The sequence below is a fragment of the Parabacteroides vesiculifaciens genome, from assembly GCF_049860805.1.
GTDB lineage: Bacteria > Bacteroidota > Bacteroidia > Bacteroidales > Tannerellaceae > Parabacteroides.
In genome coordinates, this window is the sequence record NZ_CP187555.1 from 848,615 (window position 1) to 867,425 (window position 18,811).

At 48.8% G+C, this 18,811-nt stretch carries 15 protein-coding genes; 9 read left to right on the top strand and 6 right to left on the bottom strand.

The genetic code is table 11. From position 1 onward, the window contains the following. Positions 1–77 precede the first annotated feature (77 nt). The 7 genes from ACPYIV_RS03400 (at position 78) to ACPYIV_RS03430 (ending at position 11,722) form a co-directional block, all read left to right on the top strand. Positions 78–1,124, top strand: coding sequence for a YeiH family protein (locus ACPYIV_RS03400; RefSeq protein ID WP_425885534.1), 1,047 nt, complete (start codon positions 78–80; stop codon positions 1,122–1,124). Positions 1,125–1,204: 80 nt separating this feature from the next. Beyond that, positions 1,205–3,550 (top strand): transglycosylase domain-containing protein, encoded by a 2,346-nt coding sequence (locus tag ACPYIV_RS03405; RefSeq protein WP_293732576.1) that lies wholly within the window; start codon positions 1,205–1,207, stop codon positions 3,548–3,550. Between the two features lie 168 nt (positions 3,551–3,718). Then, entirely contained in the window at positions 3,719–5,281 is a 1,563-nt protein-coding gene (locus ACPYIV_RS03410; protein WP_293732575.1) for a glycerol-3-phosphate dehydrogenase/oxidase, read from the top strand. Positions 5,282–5,302: 21 nt separating this feature from the next. Beyond that, positions 5,303–6,805, top strand: a complete 1,503-nt coding sequence (gene glpK / locus ACPYIV_RS03415; protein ID WP_293732574.1) for a glycerol kinase GlpK — start codon at positions 5,303–5,305, stop codon at positions 6,803–6,805. Between the two features lie 23 nt (positions 6,806–6,828). After that, complete coding sequence (locus ACPYIV_RS03420) at positions 6,829–7,566, top strand: MIP/aquaporin family protein (RefSeq protein WP_293732573.1); 738 nt, start codon at positions 6,829–6,831, stop codon at positions 7,564–7,566. A 9-nt stretch (positions 7,567–7,575) separates the two neighbouring features. Continuing rightward, a complete protein-coding gene (locus ACPYIV_RS03425) occupies positions 7,576–10,374 on the top strand; it encodes a polysaccharide lyase family 8 super-sandwich domain-containing protein (protein WP_425885537.1) in 2,799 nt (932 codons plus the stop codon). 7 nt (positions 10,375–10,381) lie between these two features. Beyond that, a complete protein-coding gene (locus tag ACPYIV_RS03430; protein ID WP_425885539.1) occupies positions 10,382–11,722 on the top strand; it encodes a dihydroorotase in 1,341 nt (446 codons plus the stop codon). Between the two features lie 68 nt (positions 11,723–11,790). Here ACPYIV_RS03430 and ACPYIV_RS03435 read toward each other — a convergent pair whose 3' ends face one another. From ACPYIV_RS03435 to ACPYIV_RS03460, 6 genes are all read right to left on the bottom strand, one after another. Then, positions 11,791–12,333 (bottom strand): 7-carboxy-7-deazaguanine synthase QueE, encoded by a 543-nt coding sequence (locus tag ACPYIV_RS03435; protein WP_301705326.1) that lies wholly within the window; start codon positions 12,331–12,333, stop codon positions 11,791–11,793. Continuing rightward, positions 12,320–12,652, bottom strand: coding sequence for a 6-carboxytetrahydropterin synthase QueD (queD, locus tag ACPYIV_RS03440; RefSeq protein ID WP_293732569.1), 333 nt, complete (start codon positions 12,650–12,652; stop codon positions 12,320–12,322). Before queD ends, ACPYIV_RS03435 begins: the two co-directional genes overlap by 14 nt. 493 nt (positions 12,653–13,145) lie before the next feature. Continuing rightward, complete coding sequence (locus tag ACPYIV_RS03445) at positions 13,146–14,705, bottom strand: STN and carboxypeptidase regulatory-like domain-containing protein (protein WP_370648541.1); 1,560 nt, start codon at positions 14,703–14,705, stop codon at positions 13,146–13,148. A 23-nt stretch (positions 14,706–14,728) separates the two neighbouring features. Beyond that, positions 14,729–15,580, bottom strand: coding sequence for a FecR family protein (locus ACPYIV_RS03450; RefSeq protein WP_293732568.1), 852 nt, complete (start codon positions 15,578–15,580; stop codon positions 14,729–14,731). Continuing rightward, positions 15,573–16,124 carry an RNA polymerase sigma-70 factor gene (locus ACPYIV_RS03455; RefSeq protein ID WP_425885543.1) on the bottom strand — a complete coding sequence of 184 codons (552 nt, stop codon included), beginning with the start codon at positions 16,122–16,124 and terminating at the stop codon, positions 15,573–15,575. Before ACPYIV_RS03455 ends, ACPYIV_RS03450 begins: the two co-directional genes overlap by 8 nt. Positions 16,125–16,210: 86 nt before the next feature. Further along, the gene (locus ACPYIV_RS03460; RefSeq protein ID WP_293732566.1) at positions 16,211–17,479 is read right to left on the bottom strand and encodes a carboxypeptidase-like regulatory domain-containing protein; all 1,269 of its coding nucleotides are present in this window, start codon (positions 17,477–17,479) and stop codon (positions 16,211–16,213) included. A gap of 154 nt (positions 17,480–17,633) precedes the next feature. Here ACPYIV_RS03460 and ACPYIV_RS03465 point away from each other — a divergent pair, with 154 nt between their 5' ends. Together ACPYIV_RS03465 and ACPYIV_RS03470 are read left to right on the top strand one after the other, a co-directional pair. Further along, the gene (locus ACPYIV_RS03465) at positions 17,634–18,197 is read left to right on the top strand and encodes an RNA polymerase sigma-70 factor (RefSeq protein WP_293732612.1); all 564 of its coding nucleotides are present in this window, start codon (positions 17,634–17,636) and stop codon (positions 18,195–18,197) included. Between the two features lie 32 nt (positions 18,198–18,229). Then, entirely contained in the window at positions 18,230–18,793 is a 564-nt protein-coding gene (locus ACPYIV_RS03470) for a Crp/Fnr family transcriptional regulator (RefSeq protein WP_425885546.1), read from the top strand. Positions 18,794–18,811 lie beyond the last annotated feature (18 nt).

Consider the following 18,811-nt stretch of genomic DNA (forward strand, 5'->3'; position numbering starts at 1 on the left):
ATTAGGAAAGGATAGAGGAAAAAAGCCTTACTTTTGCCACGGTTTTAAAAAGTGATGGATTTTAAACTTAATTGAATATGTTTAGCGAAAAAAGGAGTAACGTACTTCATGGCATTCTGTTGATCGCCCTTTTCTCTTGTTCTGCTTTTTACATTGCGGAGTTTCCCTTTGTTAAAAATCTTTCTTTCAGCCCGCTGATCGTCGGTATCTTGCTGGGTATGGTGTATGCGAATAGCTTGCGCAACCATCTGCCCGAGACATGGGTGCCCGGTATTTTGTTTTGTACGAAACAGGTGTTGCGTGCGGGTATCGTGTTGTATGGTTTCAGGCTGACATTCCAGAGCGTGGTTGAGATCGGGCTTCCGGCCATCCTGATCGATGTGATCATTGTGACGGCTACCATATTCATAGGTTTGTTTGTAGGACGTTTGCTGAAAATGGATAAAGACCTCGCTTTGCTGACGTCGACCGGTAGCGCGATCTGTGGGGCGGCTGCCGTATTGGGAGCCGAGCCGGTCGTGAAAAGCGAGCCGCATAAGACAGCGGTGGCCGTTTCGACGGTCGTTATTTTCGGGACTTTGTCGATGTTTATCTATCCGGCGATGTACCGCGCGGGCATATTGGATCTGACACCTGAGCAGATGGGGCTTTATACAGGATCGACTTTGCATGAGGTGGCGCATGTAGTGGGAGCCGGTAATGCTATGGGGAAAGAAATCTCGGATACGGCTATTATCGTGAAAATGATTCGTGTCATGATGCTGGCTCCCGTATTGGTTATTATGAGTTTTGCTTTGGCGCGTACAGCCGTGAAAGCCGTATCCGATGGTGTTAAAGGTACGGCTGCCGCTACCACAAAACGGGGCAAGATCACGATCCCCTGGTTCGCTTTCGGCTTCTTGGCTGTGATCGGTTTTAACTCCTTTGATTTGCTGCCTCATGCGGTTGTGGATGGAATCAATCAGATAGATACGTTTATGTTGACGATGGCAATGACGGCTTTGGGTACGGAAACCAGTATCGAGAAGTTTAAAAAAGCCGGAGCGAAGCCTTTTATATTGGCGGCGGTATTGTATATCTGGTTATTAGGCGGGGGCTATTTGTTGGCGAAGTATTTGGTTTAACATAAATTGCTTGATACAGTGGTGAAGGAGTGTCTTATAAATTATTACCTTTGTGCCCAAAACAAGAAAGATAGAGAAAAGTGGCTTCAAAGATAACAAAAGGTATTATAATTTCGTTCTGGGTACTGTTTGCCATAGCAGTAGGTGCTGTAGTTTTATTGTTTTCAGCAATAGCCAAAGGCTCGATAGGCTATATGCCGCCGGTTGAACAGCTTGAAAATCCGATTGACAAATATGCTTCACAGGTGATATCAGCAGATGGAAAGACACTTGCCACCTACGCCCATAGCCAGGATAATCGTATTTTTGTCAACTATAACGACCTCTCGCCGGATTTGGTGAAGGCATTGATTGCAACCGAGGATGTCCGTTTTGCGGAGCATAGCGGTATCGATGCGCAAGGTTTGTTCCGGGCGGTTGTGAAACGTGGAATCCTGATGCAGAAAAGTGGTGGCGGCGGTAGTACCATTACGCAGCAGCTGGCTAAACAGCTTTTTTCACCGAATGCGGACAATGTGATGGAGCGTCTGTTCCAGAAGCCGATCGAATGGGTGATTGCCGTTCAGTTGGAACGCTTCTATACGAAGGAAGAGATCATCAATATGTATCTGAACAAGTTCGACTTCCTTTATAATGCTGTAGGTATTCAATCGGCTGCCCGCGTTTATTTCGGGAAAACGCCCAAGACATTGAAGATCGAGGAAGCGGCAACATTGGTCGGGATGTGTAAGAATCCTTCTTATTTTAATCCTGTGCGTCATAATGAACGGACACGCGGACGCCGGAACACGGTTTTGGAGCAGATGCAGAAAGCCGGCTATATTACGCCCGCCGAATGCGATTCTCTGAAAAAGTTGCCTCTTACCGTGCATTTCAACCGTATGGACCATAAAGACGGTCTGGCCCCTTATTTCCGTGAGTTCCTGCGCCTGACATTGACGGCGAAGAAGCCGGAACGCAAAAATTACCGGGGATGGCAGATGCAACAGTTTAAAGAAGATTCGCTTGCCTGGGAAACAAACCCGATGTACGGCTGGTGTAATAAGAATAAGAAGCCTGACGGTGAGTTTTATAACTTGTACACGGACGGGTTGAAAATTTATACAACGATCGATTCCCGTATGCAGAAATATGCCGAAGATGCTGTCCGTGAACATATCGGGGAGTATTTGCAGCCTGCTTTCTTCAAAGAGAAGAAGGGAAAGAGCTATGCACCGTTCTCACGTGATTTGCGCCAGGGTGAAGTAGATACGATTTTCATGCGTGCGATGCATCAGACAGACCGTTATCGTGCGATGAAAAAAGGGGGAGCAAGTGAAAAAGAGATCAAGGCGGCTTTTAACGAGCCTGTCGAAATGCGTGTATTCAGTTGGAACGGAGCGATCGATACGATCATGTCGCCGATGGATTCGATCCGTTATCATAAGAGTTTCCTGCGTACCGGATTTATGTCGATGGACCCGCGTACCGGCCATGTAAAGGCTTATGTGGGAGGTATCGATTATAATGATTTTCAGTATGACATGGTCAATGGCGGACGTCGCCAGATCGGTTCTACTATCAAGCCGTTCCTTTATTCGTTGGCAATGATCGAGGGTATCAGCCCTTGCGACGAGATGTTGCATGTGCAACAACGGTTGACCGACGAGAATGGCCGGCTTTGGGAACCTCGCAATGCGAATAAGAAGCTTGTTGGCGAGATGGTTTCCGTCCAGTGGGGGTTGCAGAATTCGGACAACTGGGTGACTGCCTGGTTGATGAGCCAGTTGTCTCCGTATACCTTCGTCCGCCTGTTGCATTCGTTTGGTTTGAAGAACGAGATGGATCCGGTGATTTCGATTTGCCTGGGTACTCCGGATGTGTCGGTGGGCGAAATGGTAAGCGGTTATACGACTTTTGCCAATAAGGGGATCCGTGTCGAACCGTTGTATGTGACCCGCATAGAAGATATGTCCGGAAATACGATTGCCAACTTCAACCCGCAGATGAGTGAGGTGCTGACGGAAGATGCTTCCTATAAAATGCTCCATATGCTGAAAAATGTAATAGACGGCGGTACCGGTAGCCGTGTCCGCTTCCGCTATGGCATCAAAGCGCCGATGGGTGGAAAGACCGGAACGACACAGAATAACTCCGATGGCTGGTTTATGGGCTTTACGCCGAGTTTGGTATCCGGTGTCTGGGTTGGAGGTGAAGACCGCTCCATTCACTTCGACCGGATGTCGGAAGGGCAAGGCGCCAGCATGGCTTTGCCGATTTATGGGCTTTATATGCAGAAAGTCTATGCCGACAAAACATTAGGCTATTCGCAGGAAGAAGATTTCGAGATCCCCGAACAATATCAAAATCCGTGTAAGATGACCACCGAAGAGGAACGGAAGCAAACACCGACAGACGTGGGTGGCATCGATAAGATGTTTGAATAAAAGACAGATTTGTTTTTGAGTGCAACTAAAGTGCATAGTTATGAAATTCATCTTTCATAACTATGCATTTCTTTTTTCATCCCCATGCGTTTCTTTTTCATGACGGTGGAACCATAATTGGAATTTATTTGTTAGATTTGTAAGTGTTAACTTTTAATGACGCGGGATATGAAACGGGAATCTATTATTTCTCAATTGTATGACAAAGACAAGATCTTTGATTTTGTCGTGATTGGCGGCGGTGCTACCGGTCTGGGTGTAGCACTCGATGCTGCGACCCGCGGGTACAGTGTGGCTTTGTTTGAACGCTCGGACTTTACGAAGGGAACTTCCAGCCGGAGTACGAAACTGGTGCATGGTGGTGTCCGCTATCTGGCACAAGGCGATATCGCTTTGGTTCGTGAAGCGCTTCGTGAACGGGGGTTGCTCCGGCATAATGCGCCACATTTGGTGAAAGACCAACTTTTCCTAATCCCTTGCTACCGTTGGTGGGAGGGGCCTTTTTACACAATCGGATTGGTTCTTTATGACCTGATGGCGCGTGGCCTCAGTTTGGGAAGGTCTGTCTGTATCGGTCCTAAACGGGCGATCCGGACAATACCGATGCTTCGCCGGGAAGGAATGACGGCAGGTGTGCTTTACCATGACGGACAGTTTGACGATTCGCGCCTGGCCATTAACCTCGTCCGTACGGCGGTCGATGCCGGTGCATGTGTCTTGAATTATATGAATGTAATCTCTTTACTGAAAGAAGAAGGCAAGATATCCGGCGTGCAGGTTCGTGACGAAGAAACGGGTGCGGTCTGTTCCATACAGGCCCGTTCCGTGATTAACGCGACAGGTGTTTTTGCCGATGATATCCTGCAAATGGACAAGCCGGGTAATCGTCCGACCGTGCGTCCCAGCCAGGGAGTGCATTTGATTCTGGATGCTTCTTTCCTGAAAAGCGATTGTGCGGTGATGATCCCGAAGACATCCGATGGTCGCGTACTCTTTGCCGTCCCCTGGCATAATAAAGTGGTGGTCGGTACGACCGATACATTGATGGAAAGTGCCGACACAGAACCGGTTGCTCTCGAACGGGAAATACGATTTATACTCGATACCGCCGGAAAGTATCTGACACGGGCTCCCGAGCGGAGCGATGTCCTCTCTGTATTTGCGGGCCTCCGTCCGCTTGCCGCTCCCCGCAATGAAGGTAAGAAAACAAAGGAGATATCCCGGAGCCACAAACTGATTCGGGAGAAATCCGGTTTGATAACGATTATCGGAGGGAAATGGACAACATACAGGAAGATGGCACAGGACACATTGGACTATGCGATCCGTTATATGCATATCCCGACACGGGAGTGCGTGACGGAGCATTACCCTGTTCATGGTTCCCGTCCGAATCCTGATTTTTCCGATCCGTTGTATGTCTACGGAACGGATGCGGATGAGATACGGGCTTTGACGGTTTCTTTACCGGAGATGTCCGAAAGGCTGCATCCCCAATATGCTTTTACTAAAGGAGAGGTTACCTGGATCGTCCGGAACGAAATGGCACGGACGCTGGAGGATGTTTTGGCGCGCCGGTTGCGTATACTTTTTATGGATGCGCGTGCTGCCGTGCAAATGGCTCCGGCCGTAGTCGCTATCCTGGCAAAGGAACGGGGAAAGGATGGAGCGTGGCAGGCTGCCCAGCTAAATGACTTCAACCGGGTAGCTTCTAATTATATGTTGAATTGATAACCTAATGAAACGAAAGATATGAATTTCAGAAATAAATATGTGCTGGCTATCGACCAGGGTACGACATCTTCGAGAGCCATCCTTTTCAGCCATCAGGGGAATATCATTACACTGGCGCAGAAAACATTCCAGCAGTATTTTCCTAAACCCGGCTGGGTGGAACATGATCCGAACGAGATTTGGTATACACAGTCGTCTGCCATCAAGGAAGCTATGGCTAAAGCGGATGTGACGGATGCGCATATCGCCTGTATCGGTATTGCCAACCAGCGCGAAACGACGATTATATGGGACCGGGAAACCGGCTTTCCGGTCTATAACGCCATTGTCTGGCAGGACAGACGGACGGCAAACTATTGCGAAGAACTGAAAGCAAAAGGATATGCCTCTCTGATCCAACAAAAAACAGGGTTGGTGATCGATGCATATTTTTCAGCCACGAAGATCCGTTGGATTCTGGATCATGTGAAGGGTGTCCGGGACCGCGCCGAACGGGGAGAACTTTGTTTCGGCACGGTTGATTCCTGGCTGGTCTGGAAACTGACTCGCGGGACGGAATTTATTACGGATATTACAAATGCTTCCCGTACGATGCTGTTCAATATCCATACGCAGGAATGGGATAAGGAACTGCTCGATCTTTTTCAGATCCCAGCATCCATGATGCCGGAAGTGAAAAGCAGTAGCGAGGTGTATTGCGAAACCTCTTCTCCCATATTTAAGACCGGCATCCCTGTTTCGGGAATGGCGGGTGACCAGCAAGCCGCCCTGTTCGGACAACTGTGTACGGATATCGGCATGATCAAAACGACCTACGGGACGGGTTGCTTCATGATCCTGAATACCGGGAGCAAACCCGTTTTGTCTCAAAATAACCTGTTGACGACGATTGCCTGGAAGTTGGACGGGAAAGTAACGTATGCGCTGGAAGGCAGTGTCTTTGTCGGTGGAGCGGTCGTTCAATGGTTGCGTGATGAGTTAGGGCTGATAAAGAGTGCAGCTATCACGGAACAGTTGGCCAATTCCGTGCCGGATAATGGCGGTGTCTATTTTGTCCCGGCATTGACCGGGTTGGGAGCCCCCTACTGGGACCAGTATGCCCGTGGCGCCATTATTGGGATCACACGCGGAACGAGTGCCGCCCATTTGACCCGTGCCGCCCTGGAAGGCATTTGTTACCAGGTCTATGATGTCTTGATGGCAATGGAAAACGATATACATGCCAAGCCGAAGGAAATCCGTGTGGATGGCGGGGCGATTGCCAATAATTTCCTGATGCAGTTCCAGGCGGATATCTGCCGTTGTCCGGTAGTCCGTCCGCGTGTCCTCGAAACAACGGCTTTGGGTGCCGCCTATTTGGCGGGGCTGGCGATCGGTTACTGGAAAGATGTGGACGAACTGAAAGACCAGTGGTCCTTGGATAATATCTTTAGTGCCGAAATGCATGAAGAGACGGCCGAGGCCTTGCTAACCGAATGGCATAAAGCGGTCGGAAGAAGTTTGAACTGGGCGGCGGAATAATCAACAATCATAAATCTAATATCATGACTCCATTTGTAGCGGAATTTTTAGGAACCATGCTTCTGATCCTGATGGGAGGAGGCGTTGTGGCAAATGTATGCCTGAGTAAGACAAAAGGGCATGGTGCCGGCTGGATGGCTATTACGACAGCCTGGGCTTTGGGCGTGTTTATCGGAGTGGTGGTGGCCGGACCGTATAGCGGGGCGCATCTGAATCCGGCTGTTTCTATCGGGTTGGCCATCGGGGGTACTTTTCCTTGGTGCGACGTCTGTCAATATATCATTGCTCAAATGTTAGGAGCTGCTTTAGGAGCGCTTTTAGTGTGGCTTGTTTATAAAGACCATTTTGAGGCGACGGATGATCCGGACACGATGTTGGGCGTGTTTTGTACCAGCCCGGCAATAAAGAGTCCGGTTATTAATTTCCTGACGGAGGCGATCGGTACGTTTGCTTTGATGTTTGTCGTGTTCTATATCACCGGAGGCGAGCTTTCTTTGAAAGACAGCAACAGCACGTTACCGATCGGGTTGGGCTCCGTAGGGGCATTGCCGGTGGCGTTTACGGTCTGGGTGATCGGGTTGTCGCTGGGTGGTCCGACAGGCTATGCGATTAATCCGGCGCGTGACCTGGCTCCCCGTTGCATACACGCGCTTTTGCCGATAAAAGGAAAAGGCGGGAGCCAGTGGGGATATGCCTGGATTCCGGTCTTAGGGCCGATAGCCGGGGCAGCCGTAGCCGCTATGTTGTATTATATTCTATAATTATATACCATGAATTTACGAAATAAAGTCTCTGTTCTTCTATTCTCTTTTGTAACGATTCCATTGTTTGCACAAACACCGCAACAGGAATTGGAACGGCTTCAACAAAATTATATCCGCTCTTTTATATCGAATGACGACCGGACGGCCTCGTTGGTGGAACTCTTGTCCGGCATACAGCCCGAGACGGAGATTTCCGACCAGGTCGTTGTGGAACTTCACCAGCGTTATCCTTTCAACGTGGAAAAGATAACGGGATATATGGAGACGATTCGGGAAGACGGTTCCTGGCCGGATATTAACTATAACGACCGGAAACGTTCGGGCTGGTCTGACAAGGAACATGCCGACCGTGTGTTGGAACTTGCCAAATTGTACAGGGCCGAAGAGGGTGATTGCCATTGGGGACCGAAGCTCGAATCCGTCATTCACCAGGCGTTGGGCTACTGGTTCAGGGAGAAACCGGTCTGTAAGAACTGGTGGTATAACCAAATCGGTATTCCCAAGACATTGGGCCCTGCTTTCCTCCTGATGAAAGAACAATTGAACCCAGAGGAAAAGGAGGCGGCCATCGAAGTGATGGAAAATGCCAAGTTCGGCATGACGGGGCAAAATAAGGTCTGGCTTGCCGGGAATGTGTTGATACGCGGACTGTTGCAGGACGACTTCGGATTGGTAAAAGCCGCTCGTGACACCATTGTCTCCGAGATTACGACCGGGATGCAGGAGGGGATCAAAAGCGACTGGAGTTTTCACCAGCACGGCCCTCAGCAGCAATTCGGCAACTACGGATTGGCTTTCCTGACGGAGATGAGTTCCTATTCCGGTCTGTTTGCGGGAACCGTTTTTGCACTGAACAAAGAGCAACAGAGCATTTTGAACTCTTTCCTTCTGAACGGCTACCGCTGGATTGTCTGGAAAGGATATATGGATGTCAATGCACTCGACCGGCAATTGTTTCATAGCGGACAGATCCATAAGGCGTTCAGTCTGGCTTTTGCCACGAATGCTCTGATGATGGGCAGCTCTGAAGAAGATATCCGGCAGATGAATGAATTCCTGCAAGATAACTATGCACCCGGAAGAAAAGGAAGCGCTTTCATCGGGCATAAACATTTCTGGGACTCCGACCAGACTGTCCATCGCTCTTCCTCCTGGATGGCCTCGGTCAAGATGGCTTCCGACCGGGTGATCGGCACGGAACTGGTGAACGAAGATAACCTGAAAGGTTTTTATATGGGCGACGGCGCTCTTTACACCTACTGTCGTGGTGACGAGTATCTGAATATTTTCCCCTTCTGGGACTGGCGGAAGATTCCGGGCATTACCGCTTATGAGAGCGAAGCGCCCGTACCCGCCCCGAAGCATTACGGGGCGCATGTGCGGAATAAGACTTCCTTTGTCGGAGGTGTGACGGATGGCAAGACCGGGATGACGGCAATGGTCCTGGACCGGGATGGCCTTCAAGCGCATAAGTCCTGGGTTTTTACCCGTGATTATGTCCTTTGCCTGGGGGCCGGGATTCATTCGGACAGCACGTTGGCGGTTACGACTTCCATCGACCAGCGGGTGAAACAGGGCGATTTGCTCCGTTATGCCGGCGGTAACTGGTTGCCGGTACAGGGAAACTATGTTTCTTCTCCGGAAAAACTACGTTTCTTTCATGACAACACAGGGTATATCCTGTTGCAACCCTCCGTATGTGTGGCTATTTCGGAAAAGCGCTCAGGGCGCTGGTGTGATTTTATGGGATCGTATGCTCCGAAAACGGTGGAAGGCGAGATTGTCGGCCTCTATCTCGATCATGGGAAAGAGGATAACGCCGGTTACCAATATCTGGTTTTGCCTGCTTCTACCGCCGAAAAAACAGCTGCTTTCACGACGCAGGAGATCCAAGTGATCCGTAATGACAAACCGGTCCAGGCCGTTGCCGTCGGCGACTGTTTTTATGTGACGGCTTATGAGCCGCAGGTGCTGGACCTGCAAAAAGATTTACAGGTCGACATACAGACTCCGGGCATTTATATGTTCCGTCCGCATAATGGCAATTGGTTGATTGAAGCTGCCGATCCGACCCATAAACAGCATTTCCTGTCGCTTAAAATGAACGGGCAGGATGTAAAGATCGTCTTTCCTCCCTGTCATGAACCGGGAAAAAGCATTTCCGTCCAACCGTTTATCAGTGCCCCTTTTGCCAACGGTATCAAAGTGGATGGTAAACGTGACGATTGGAAAACCGCTCCGGCTGTAACAGGCCTGATCGCCCCCTGGGACGGGGCGGAGAAAGACAAGATCGCTTTTTACGCCTGCCATGATCAAAAGAACCTCTATTTTCTGTATGAGGTGTCCGATACTACTTTGGTCTATAATGACGAAAAGACGGAGGCCTCTGTCGGTAATGGCGACCGGATCGAATTTTTTATGAGCAAGGACCCGGAGATGAAGACGTATTATTGTGCAGAGATCGATCCGCAGGGAAAAGTGATGGATTATGAAGCGCATAACTACCGTAAGTTTGATTTTAACTGGAACTTCAAGGATCTGAAGCTCGCAACCTCTGTCGGCAAAGATTCCTACCGCGTGGAAGGTTCCATCTCGTTGAAGTCCTTAAAAGAATTAGGTTTGATCTCTCCGGAAGGCAAAATCCGTATGGGTGTTTACCGGGCCGATTATTTCGATGATGCCGGTGACCGTGTGATCTGGTCGTCCTGGATCGTCCCTGATGCTGCCGAACCGGACTTCCATATCCCGTCTTCTTTGGGAATATTGAAACTGGAGAATTTCGTACCTTTGTCACAACTAAAATAAAAGAGATATGAATAGAACACTGATAAAAAACGCCACTGTCATCAACGAAGGCCGTATCTTCAACGGTTCGGTGCTGATCGAGGATGATAAGATAGCCGCGGTATATGAAGGGACAATTCCTGCTTCTGCCGGTGATGCAACCGTGATCGAAGCCACAGGGAAGTATCTGCTTCCGGGCGCTATCGACGACCAGGTGCATTTTCGTGAACCGGGCTTGACGCATAAGGGCGATATCGCCAGCGAAAGCCGTGCCGCCGTAGCCGGCGGAGTGACCACTTTTATGGATATGCCGAATACAAAACCCCAGACAACGACTATTTCCGACCTGGAGTGGAAACTGCAGCGGGGAGCCGAAACATCGGTTGCCAACTATTCCTTCTTTTTCGGTGGAACGAACGACAATATGGATGAAATCCGTAAATTGGACCGTAGCCGTGTGCCGGGGTTGAAGCTCTTCCTCGGTTCTTCTACCGGTAATATGCTGGTCGATAAGAAGGAAAGCCTGGAACGTATTTTCGGCGAGGCTGGTATGCTTATCGCCATCCATGCTGAAAAGGAGGAAGTCATCAAACGAAACATCGCCCATTATACGGGCCTGTACGGTGAAGATCTGGACATCTCCTTCCATAGCAAAATCCGTAGTGAGGAAGCCTGTTATGCCTCTTCGTCCGAAGCAGCCGAACTGGCTACACGCCTTGACTCCCGCCTGCACATCCTGCATCTTTCGACGGCAAAAGAGCTTTCTTTGTTAAGCAACAAGATCCCGCTCAGTGAAAAGAAGATCACGGGTGAAGTATGCGTGCATCATCTCTGGTTCCACGATGGCGACTATGAACAGTTTGGAAACCGTATCAAATGGAACCCGTCTATCAAGACGCTGGCAGACCGTACGGCGCTACGCGAAGCCGTTAACAACAATACGATCGATATCGTGGCAACCGACCATGCTCCGCATCTCCTTTCCGAGAAGGAGGGTAGCTGCCTGAAAGCCGCTTCCGGAGGCCCGCTGATCCAGCACTCGCTCATCGTCATGTTGGAGTTGGCGATGGAAGGCCGTTTCACCTACGAGAAGGTGGTGGAAAAGATGGCGCACATGCCGTCAGAGCTTTTCCGTGTGGATCGCCGCGGATACATCCGGCCGGGCTATTATGCCGACCTTGTCCTGGTCGACCCGAAAGAAACCTGGACGGTGGCAAAAGACAATATACTGTATAAATGCGGATGGTCCCCCTTCGAAGGCTACACATTCCATCATGCCGTCTGGAAAACATTCGTCAACGGGCAGTTGGCCTACGACAATGGCCGGGTGAATGATGAGGTTCGCGGGATGGAAGTCAGGTATAGTTGAAAGTTGAAAATTGAAAGTTGAAAGTTAATTTTACGCCCTCATAACTTTCACCTTTCACCTTTCACCTTTCACCTGATATCAATAAGTTTGTGCGTTTGTAAGCTGAGGCGCCATTGGGGGTGGTGGAGGATATACTCTACCACCTCTTTTGTATTCCGGCAGGAGCAGGGTTGGAGGAAATGCCAGGTTGCTTTCAAACCGGCGTATTCCGTCAGGTCCTGCCCTGTATAGACCACTTTGACTTCATCTATATGTGCCAGCCTCAAAGGAACTCCTTTCGGGGAACAGGTCACCCAGTCGATACCTTCCGGCAGCGGGTTTGTTCCGTTAGTTTCGATACAGATATATTTCCCTGCCCCGTGTAGCAGATCGATAAAAGCCCGGTCGATCCAGAGCGAAGGTTCGCCCCCTGTCAGGATCACGACATTTGAAGGAAAAGCCGAAATAGCCCGTAAAATCTCTTCATCCGACATCAAGATTCCTTCCTCATGCCGGGTATCGCAAAAGCTGCATTTCAGGTTGCATCCGGAGAAGCGGACGAAGACGGCCGGCGTTCCCGTATGGAAGCCTTCGCCTTGAAGGCTGTAGAATATCTCGTTAATCTTTCTCATAGATCGCCGTGTTTCCTTCTGATTCCTGAACTTCTACTTTATAGCAGGTGGGGAGCTGGTCGCATATCCACCGGGCGATATTCTCGGCCGTCGGGTTAAAAGGGAGCACCTCGTTGAGGTTCCGGTGATCGAGCTGGTCTTTCACAACCTGTTTGATATGGCTGAAGTCGATCACCATACCATCTGCGTTTAATACTTTGGAGCGGCAATACACAGTGATAATCCAGTTGTGACCATGCAGATATTCACATTTGCTCGGATAGGAGAGCGACAGACTATGAGCTGCCGAAATCTCCATACGTTTGATAACGGTATACATACGATAAAACTGTTTTAGAATGTTATGTCTGCACCTAATGTCACCTCGGTACGGGGTGCAAATTTACTGAAAAAATCGGCTCCCGAAACAGAACTTAATGTGTTGAAATATTAAAAATATCTGTAGCTGTTTGTATGTATTTAAAACAACAAGCAAGGTGTGATCTATCGTAAAAACGAGCCTTTTTGTTGCAAAATAAAAATATTGTGCATTAATTTGCTTCATAATCAAAGGTGTGAGGCGGTTTTGATGTCTCTGAACCGATATTCCGGCATCAGTCCTATATTGTTAAAAAATAGAAGAAGCTGCAAATAAGTTTCGATAATCTTAAAAATGTGTTTTATAATATCTTTTTTTATTTGTTCAGTAATTTAAAATGCCTCATCTTTGCATGCAGATAACCTAAACAATCTTTTTGCCTTAAAGACTAATACCTATTAAAACCTATAAAGAGGACCTTTGAGAAAAGGTCCTCTTTATGATTTTTAGGAGGTTACTCTTCAGTCTCTTCTATTTTTGATGATATTTTCCCGATCGCTTCGTTGAGTTTTTCTTCCGGAGGGATAACGTTGAAGTTGCCCCAGAACTTTTCGTCGTAAGTAAATCGGGTTTCCGCAAAGACCGTTCGTGTCGATAGCGCTTCGCTACGGGTAAAACGGCTCACCTGGTTCGTATCTATTTTACAGGTAACCATTTCGAACCAGGTATGCAGCGGGAAAGTTCCGAACAATTGTTTCCTTTTCTTTATTTTGAAAAAGAGGTCGCCCCGGACATGGTTGATGTAATACTGGCCGTTGTAAGGTTTGTAGGTCACGGTATAAATCACTTTCTGGGGAGTGATCTTCAGGTTGCGGCTTTTTTTCTCCACCAGCATTCCCGTAGCCTGTTTAATATATTTCGGGTTGATTTCGAAGCGGGCGCGGAGCAAAGCGTTGTTTTCCGTATCGATATACAGTTCCCCCCGGTAAAGGGCGGAGTGGATGGTCTCTTTTTGTTCGAAATAGATCACATGGACTAACCGGTCGTCGATAACGGCGATGTCGGTGGAAGCGTATATATAAGGTTCTATCTTTTCATCCGTCAGGAGAAAGTCAGGCAATTCCTTTATCAAGTCTAAGCTCAGGCTGGCGCTGATTCCTGACTTCATCCGGGCGATGATCGTGTCTTTCTCCTGCTGGCTGATGATCCGGCGCATCTTGAGCAGTTTGACCTGATCCGGTACCGGATTGTGTTTGTAGGCGGATTTGTAAACTTTGAACACCGCCTCTGTCAGCCCTACGAATTTGTTTTTCCGTTCGATCCCTTCCCGGTAGAAAGTAGTCAGGTAGGCAGGCGATTGCGGGTAGTTCTTCCGGATATTTTCCTTCATGTCGCGAAGCAGGCGGAGCGGGTTGACAATGCGCACTACGACTTCCTGGATCGGGATCACTTTGGCGTCGAGCGCAATCACCGTGTTTTGTTCCGCAAGGAGGGAGGCCTCTATTTTGCAGGGTTCGTAGCCTAAGTGGGAGAAGTAGAGCGTGGACTGGCGGAGCGAATCGGGAAGCGTCAGCCGGAACTCCCCGTTTGCATTGGTGATGCTGCCGATAGAAGTATTAAGGACGCCTATGGTACCCGCTTCGATCGGTTCATTCGTCTGCTTATCCTGCAAGACCCCTTTGACAATGAAATTGCTGTTTCCCTCTTTCGAGGGGATGGTATCGGGTATTGCAGCCTGTCTGGCGGGTTGTGGTCCGGAGATCAGGATATGATCGCCTATGACCCGCAAGTTCAACTCTTTGTTTCCTACAATCTGATAGATTGCTTGCCGGATGGTATAGTCGCCTTTCGGGATACGTACCATCTTTTCATTATCGATCAGCTTGCTGTCGTAGATAAAAAGAAAGCCGGTTTGTTCCGATACTTTGTCAAGCAGGCGGTAAACGGTATTCTTTTCTTTGGATAAATGAATCATGCGAGCCAGTACGTCATCGCCTTCCTCTGCGCGTAGCAGACCTGTCGGAAGCAAAAGCATCCAAAGGCACAGGAATAGGAGGCGGTAGGTAGAGGACATCGTGATGTAATTGAAAATGGAAATTATTGTTTGGACAAGAGGATCGTATTGTCTTGCCGTGTCTTTTTCAGGTCGAGGGCAAGGCAGATCAGTTCAGCCATCGCTTCGGGCGTATCGTTGGAGAAGGTGACGGTAAGCGTCCGGTTCCATAGCTCCGGTGTCGTTTCCAACCGGATATCCGGATTTTGCAAATTGATCACCCGCAGGATATCGCCTAACTTTTCGTCCTTGAACCGGATTCGATCGGTATAGCGGTCGAACAGGGCCGGGTCGGGCGTCGCGCTCAATTGCAGTTTCCGGGAGAGGAGCGTAACGGTTTCCCCCGCTTTTACGTGGATGTCTTGTCCGTTTTTCTTCAACGTCACTTTTACTTCTCCCCGTTGTACGGACAGTTCAAAAGGAGAGCTACCGGTACTTTTTACATTGAAAGCCGTCCCTAACACTTCGATACGCGTATCTTCGGTTTCAATCACGAACGGACGCGCGCGGTTACCGGCTATATCGAACAAGGCATTGCCCTGTAAGCTCACTTCCCGCCGGTCGGAAGAAAAATGTTCGGGAAATTTCAGGGAGGTATTTCCTGCCAGGTAGACCACGGAACCATCCTCGAGGGTGGTTACTAATGTTGTTGCCGTCTCACTGTTCTGCCGGGTGAGCAGATTCCGGTCCGCATCCTGTCCGGTCCTGTTCAGGTAGACGACAGACACAAGCAGGCAGAGAAGGGCGACGGCAGCAGCGGTCATGCCTCCTTTCCATGCAAGGCTTCTGAATGTCGAAGCCTGCCTGCCCGAAAGCAAGCCTTCTTCATCCAGACGTTGATACAGCGTATTCCACGCCCGGTCTGTTTTTCTTTTATTTCTTTCTGTTTCAATCATATTTTATATAAATCTCTAATTCGTCTCGTAATGTTCGGAGTGCTTTCGTCATTTCGGCCTCGACTGTTTTGACCGACAGGGAGAGGATGGAAGCGATCTCCGCATATTTCTTTCCTTCAAAGCGATGCATCCGGAATATGCGGAGACGGCGTTCGGGGAGCTTTTTGAGGGTCCGGTTTATCAGGGCTTCCAGTTCTTTGTATTCGATCTGGTTCTGCGGATCGTCCCGTGTGTCGTCTTTGTCGGGGCGGGAGAGGACGGCTTCCCGGTAGCGGTTGCGTACGTCCTGATGTTCCCAGTATTGGAGGGATTGGTTACGTACGGCCCCATATAAATAGCTTTTTATCGTATGGAACAACTGTAACCGTTCCCTCTCTTTCCAAAAAACATAGAATAATTCCTGTACGATCTCTTCCGCAATATCCATTCTTCCGGTTATGCTGGCTGCATACATACAAAGAGGCATATAATACAGGCGGAAAACTTGTTCAAAAGCCTTGACGTCTCCATCTTTGATCTTTGTAAGTATAAGCAGGTCTTTCATGTTTAATAATTATTCAATGTGCCAATATGCCAATTGGGAAATGTTGCTAATTTATACATTAATCTGTTCATTGGCAAATTGGCACATTATTTATGTTGCTTCTTCAGTTTGCTGACAGCGTGCTCCAATGATTCCGTCGGTTCGATGATGTTGTAGGAACCCCAGAAATCTTCGTCGGCAAAGTTGGAAACCTTGTCCGATAAGGACTGGTTTTGCTTAAATGCCATCTTGTAGGGGATAGTGTTTGCACTGCTTTCCTTACCGTCTGTTACGACCATTTCCGAAAGAATGGTGTAATTGGTAGAGAACAACTTGCGTTTCCAGTCGCATTTGAAGCGGACACCGTTGCGGATGTAACTCAGATAAGTCAGCCCGTCACGATCCTTGTAGTTGACTAAGAACGACACTTCGACCGGTTTGAATCGCAATCCGAACGGTTTTTTCCGTAGGATCGCCTGCGTGGCTTTGTTGCGGTCGTTCATGTCGAGGAAGAACTCGGCGCGGGTGAAAGAGAGCCGTTCCTTGTCGATATACAGTTTTCCGTAATAAAGCGCATACGGCAGTATGGCTTGCGGTTCGAAATTGATAACATATTGCGGCCGGTCGTTGATCGTTGTCGATTCTTCCATCCGGAATTTATAGTAAGGCAGGCTTTCCAAGTCGAGCAGGACATCCGGGTTCTTTACCACATCCACATAGACAGACAGGTTCGGACCTCCCAGCAATTTAACGGCCAACGTGTCGCTCGCTTTCTGGCTGAGCAGCTTGCGCCCTTTGAATATCTGTACGCGATCGCGGTCTACCCCCTCATTGTAAGGAGTTTTATAAATATCGATCACCGCTTCCGAGATGTTGATATACCGACGTCCTTTCTGGGCCGTTTCGCGGTAGAACCCGGTCAGGAGGCTATGCTTCGAATTGTAGTTGGCCGGGATTTTTTTTATCGCTTCTTCCACCAAGTAACGCGGATCGCGGGCGTGGATAATGACTTCCTCGAGCATATTCGTGTAAGGGGTCAGCCATACGGTCTGTTCTTCCACATCCTTGCCGTTGAGTTCTATTTTGCTGTTGAAATATCCGAGGTGTGAAATCTCCACTTCCTTGGCATGGATGGAATCCTTTACCTTGAATGAAAACTCACCGTCGGCGTTCGTGACCGTGCCGGTCGTACTTCCCGGAATAGAAATATTGACATATTCCAGGCTCTTTTTGCTCTTTTTATCTTTTACCACACCACTGACCGTGATGTAGCTCCCTTCGTCTGCCGAATCCGTTTGTGCCTGCAAAGGAGTGAATCCCGCCAGCAACAGTGTAATGAGCAAATATCCCCATAGTTGTTTATGCATCGCTTTCATATCTCATATAGTTTAATAAGTTAATACTCTTGTTTGTACTATTAAGATGCTTCAGCCGGGAAATACCCTATGCTTTCGCCCCGGATTTTTTTATTATAATGGACATAGTTTGAAAAATTGACTATTTTTGCGCAGGTTATACGAAGAAGAGACGATGACAGAGCAGGAGATAAGAAAATATTTGAGGCAGATCGAAGAAGAGAGTTCCCAGACTGCTCTGCGTAGTTTTTATAATCTTTGCTTCGACCGCTTCTTCCGTATTGCTTACTACTACCTGCATACGGAAGAATGGGCGCAGGAGGTCGTTCTCGATGTGTTCCTGAAAGTATGGGAACGCCGCGAGTCCTTGCATCATATCGCCAACCTGGAAGATTATTTCTTTATCACGATAAAAAATGCCTCCCTCAACTATCTCGAAAAAGAACAAAGGCGGAAAGACGTGGCTGCAGACGCTTTTGACGGTACGGCCGTTTCCGGTGAATCGCCCGAAGACATTCTGGTGAGCGAGGAACTTTTCGCCCACTATGTCAAAGCTCTCGACCGCCTGCCGGAGCGATGCCGGGAAATATTTATCCGTGTACGTGAGGAAAAACAGTCCTATGCCGAGGTTGCGAAAGACTTGGGTATAAGCGTCAATACGGTCGATGTGCAGTTGCAGAAAGCGACCGGGCGGATGCGGGATATGTTGGCGCGTTATATAAGCGGAACCGAAAATTGAATATCTTTGTATACGATTGAAAAGGTAATGACATGAAAGATCTGGATAAATTCATCGCGCAACAGCGTCTTCTCTATCCGGTGTCGGACGAATCGATGCGGCTGCTGACGGAAGGGATGGAGGAAGTGTTTGCTCCGAAAGGCAGTTTTCCGGTGTATGAAGGAGATCGCGATCCGTATGTCTGGTTCGTTAAAGAAGGATTGGCCCGTTCGTTCGTAGAGCGGGATATGCGCGATGTCACCTTGTGGTTCGTGTCGTCCGGCGAAATCGTGAACATGTCTTACCGTGAGATCGCCGCCTATAATCTGGAAATGGTGGAAGATACCGTCTTGCTGCGCATTCCGGCACGGCGGCTCGAAGAGCTTTGTGAGCAGACGCTCGACCTGGCAAACTGGATGCGCAAGTTGTTGGATTATTACCTACGCGAGTATGAGAATTACTTTATCAATGACAGTTGGAGCGACGCACGTGAGCAATACGAGACCTTGTTGCGTACGCGTCCGGACCTTTTCCAACGGGTCCCCTTAAAGCATATCGCTTCATTCCTGCAAATAACCCCGCAGTCGCTCAGCCGGATACGCGCCTCTGTGAAATAGGATTCCGATTTACCTTAT

Excerpts from the sequence above, each read along its gene's own strand:
- ACPYIV_RS03400 (WP_425885534.1), top strand. The coding sequence starts at position 78 with ATGTTTAGCGAAAAAAGGAGTAACGTACTTCATGGCATTCTGTTGATC.
- ACPYIV_RS03410 (WP_293732575.1), top strand. The coding sequence starts at position 3,719 with ATGAAACGGGAATCTATTATTTCTCAATTGTATGACAAAGACAAGATC.
- glpK (WP_293732574.1), top strand. The coding sequence starts at position 5,303 with ATGAATTTCAGAAATAAATATGTGCTGGCTATCGACCAGGGTACGACA.
- ACPYIV_RS03420 (WP_293732573.1), top strand. The coding sequence starts at position 6,829 with ATGACTCCATTTGTAGCGGAATTTTTAGGAACCATGCTTCTGATCCTG.
- ACPYIV_RS03425 (WP_425885537.1), top strand. The coding sequence starts at position 7,576 with ATGAATTTACGAAATAAAGTCTCTGTTCTTCTATTCTCTTTTGTAACG.
- ACPYIV_RS03430 (WP_425885539.1), top strand. The coding sequence starts at position 10,382 with ATGAATAGAACACTGATAAAAAACGCCACTGTCATCAACGAAGGCCGT.
- ACPYIV_RS03435 (WP_301705326.1), bottom strand. The coding sequence starts at position 12,333 with ATGAGAAAGATTAACGAGATATTCTACAGCCTTCAAGGCGAAGGCTTC.
- queD (WP_293732569.1), bottom strand. The coding sequence starts at position 12,652 with ATGTATACCGTTATCAAACGTATGGAGATTTCGGCAGCTCATAGTCTG.
- ACPYIV_RS03445 (WP_370648541.1), bottom strand. The coding sequence starts at position 14,705 with ATGTCCTCTACCTACCGCCTCCTATTCCTGTGCCTTTGGATGCTTTTG.
- ACPYIV_RS03450 (WP_293732568.1), bottom strand. The coding sequence starts at position 15,580 with ATGATTGAAACAGAAAGAAATAAAAGAAAAACAGACCGGGCGTGGAAT.
- ACPYIV_RS03455 (WP_425885543.1), bottom strand. The coding sequence starts at position 16,124 with ATGAAAGACCTGCTTATACTTACAAAGATCAAAGATGGAGACGTCAAG.
- ACPYIV_RS03460 (WP_293732566.1), bottom strand. The coding sequence starts at position 17,479 with ATGAAAGCGATGCATAAACAACTATGGGGATATTTGCTCATTACACTG.
- ACPYIV_RS03465 (WP_293732612.1), top strand. The coding sequence starts at position 17,634 with ATGACAGAGCAGGAGATAAGAAAATATTTGAGGCAGATCGAAGAAGAG.
- ACPYIV_RS03470 (WP_425885546.1), top strand. The coding sequence starts at position 18,230 with ATGAAAGATCTGGATAAATTCATCGCGCAACAGCGTCTTCTCTATCCG.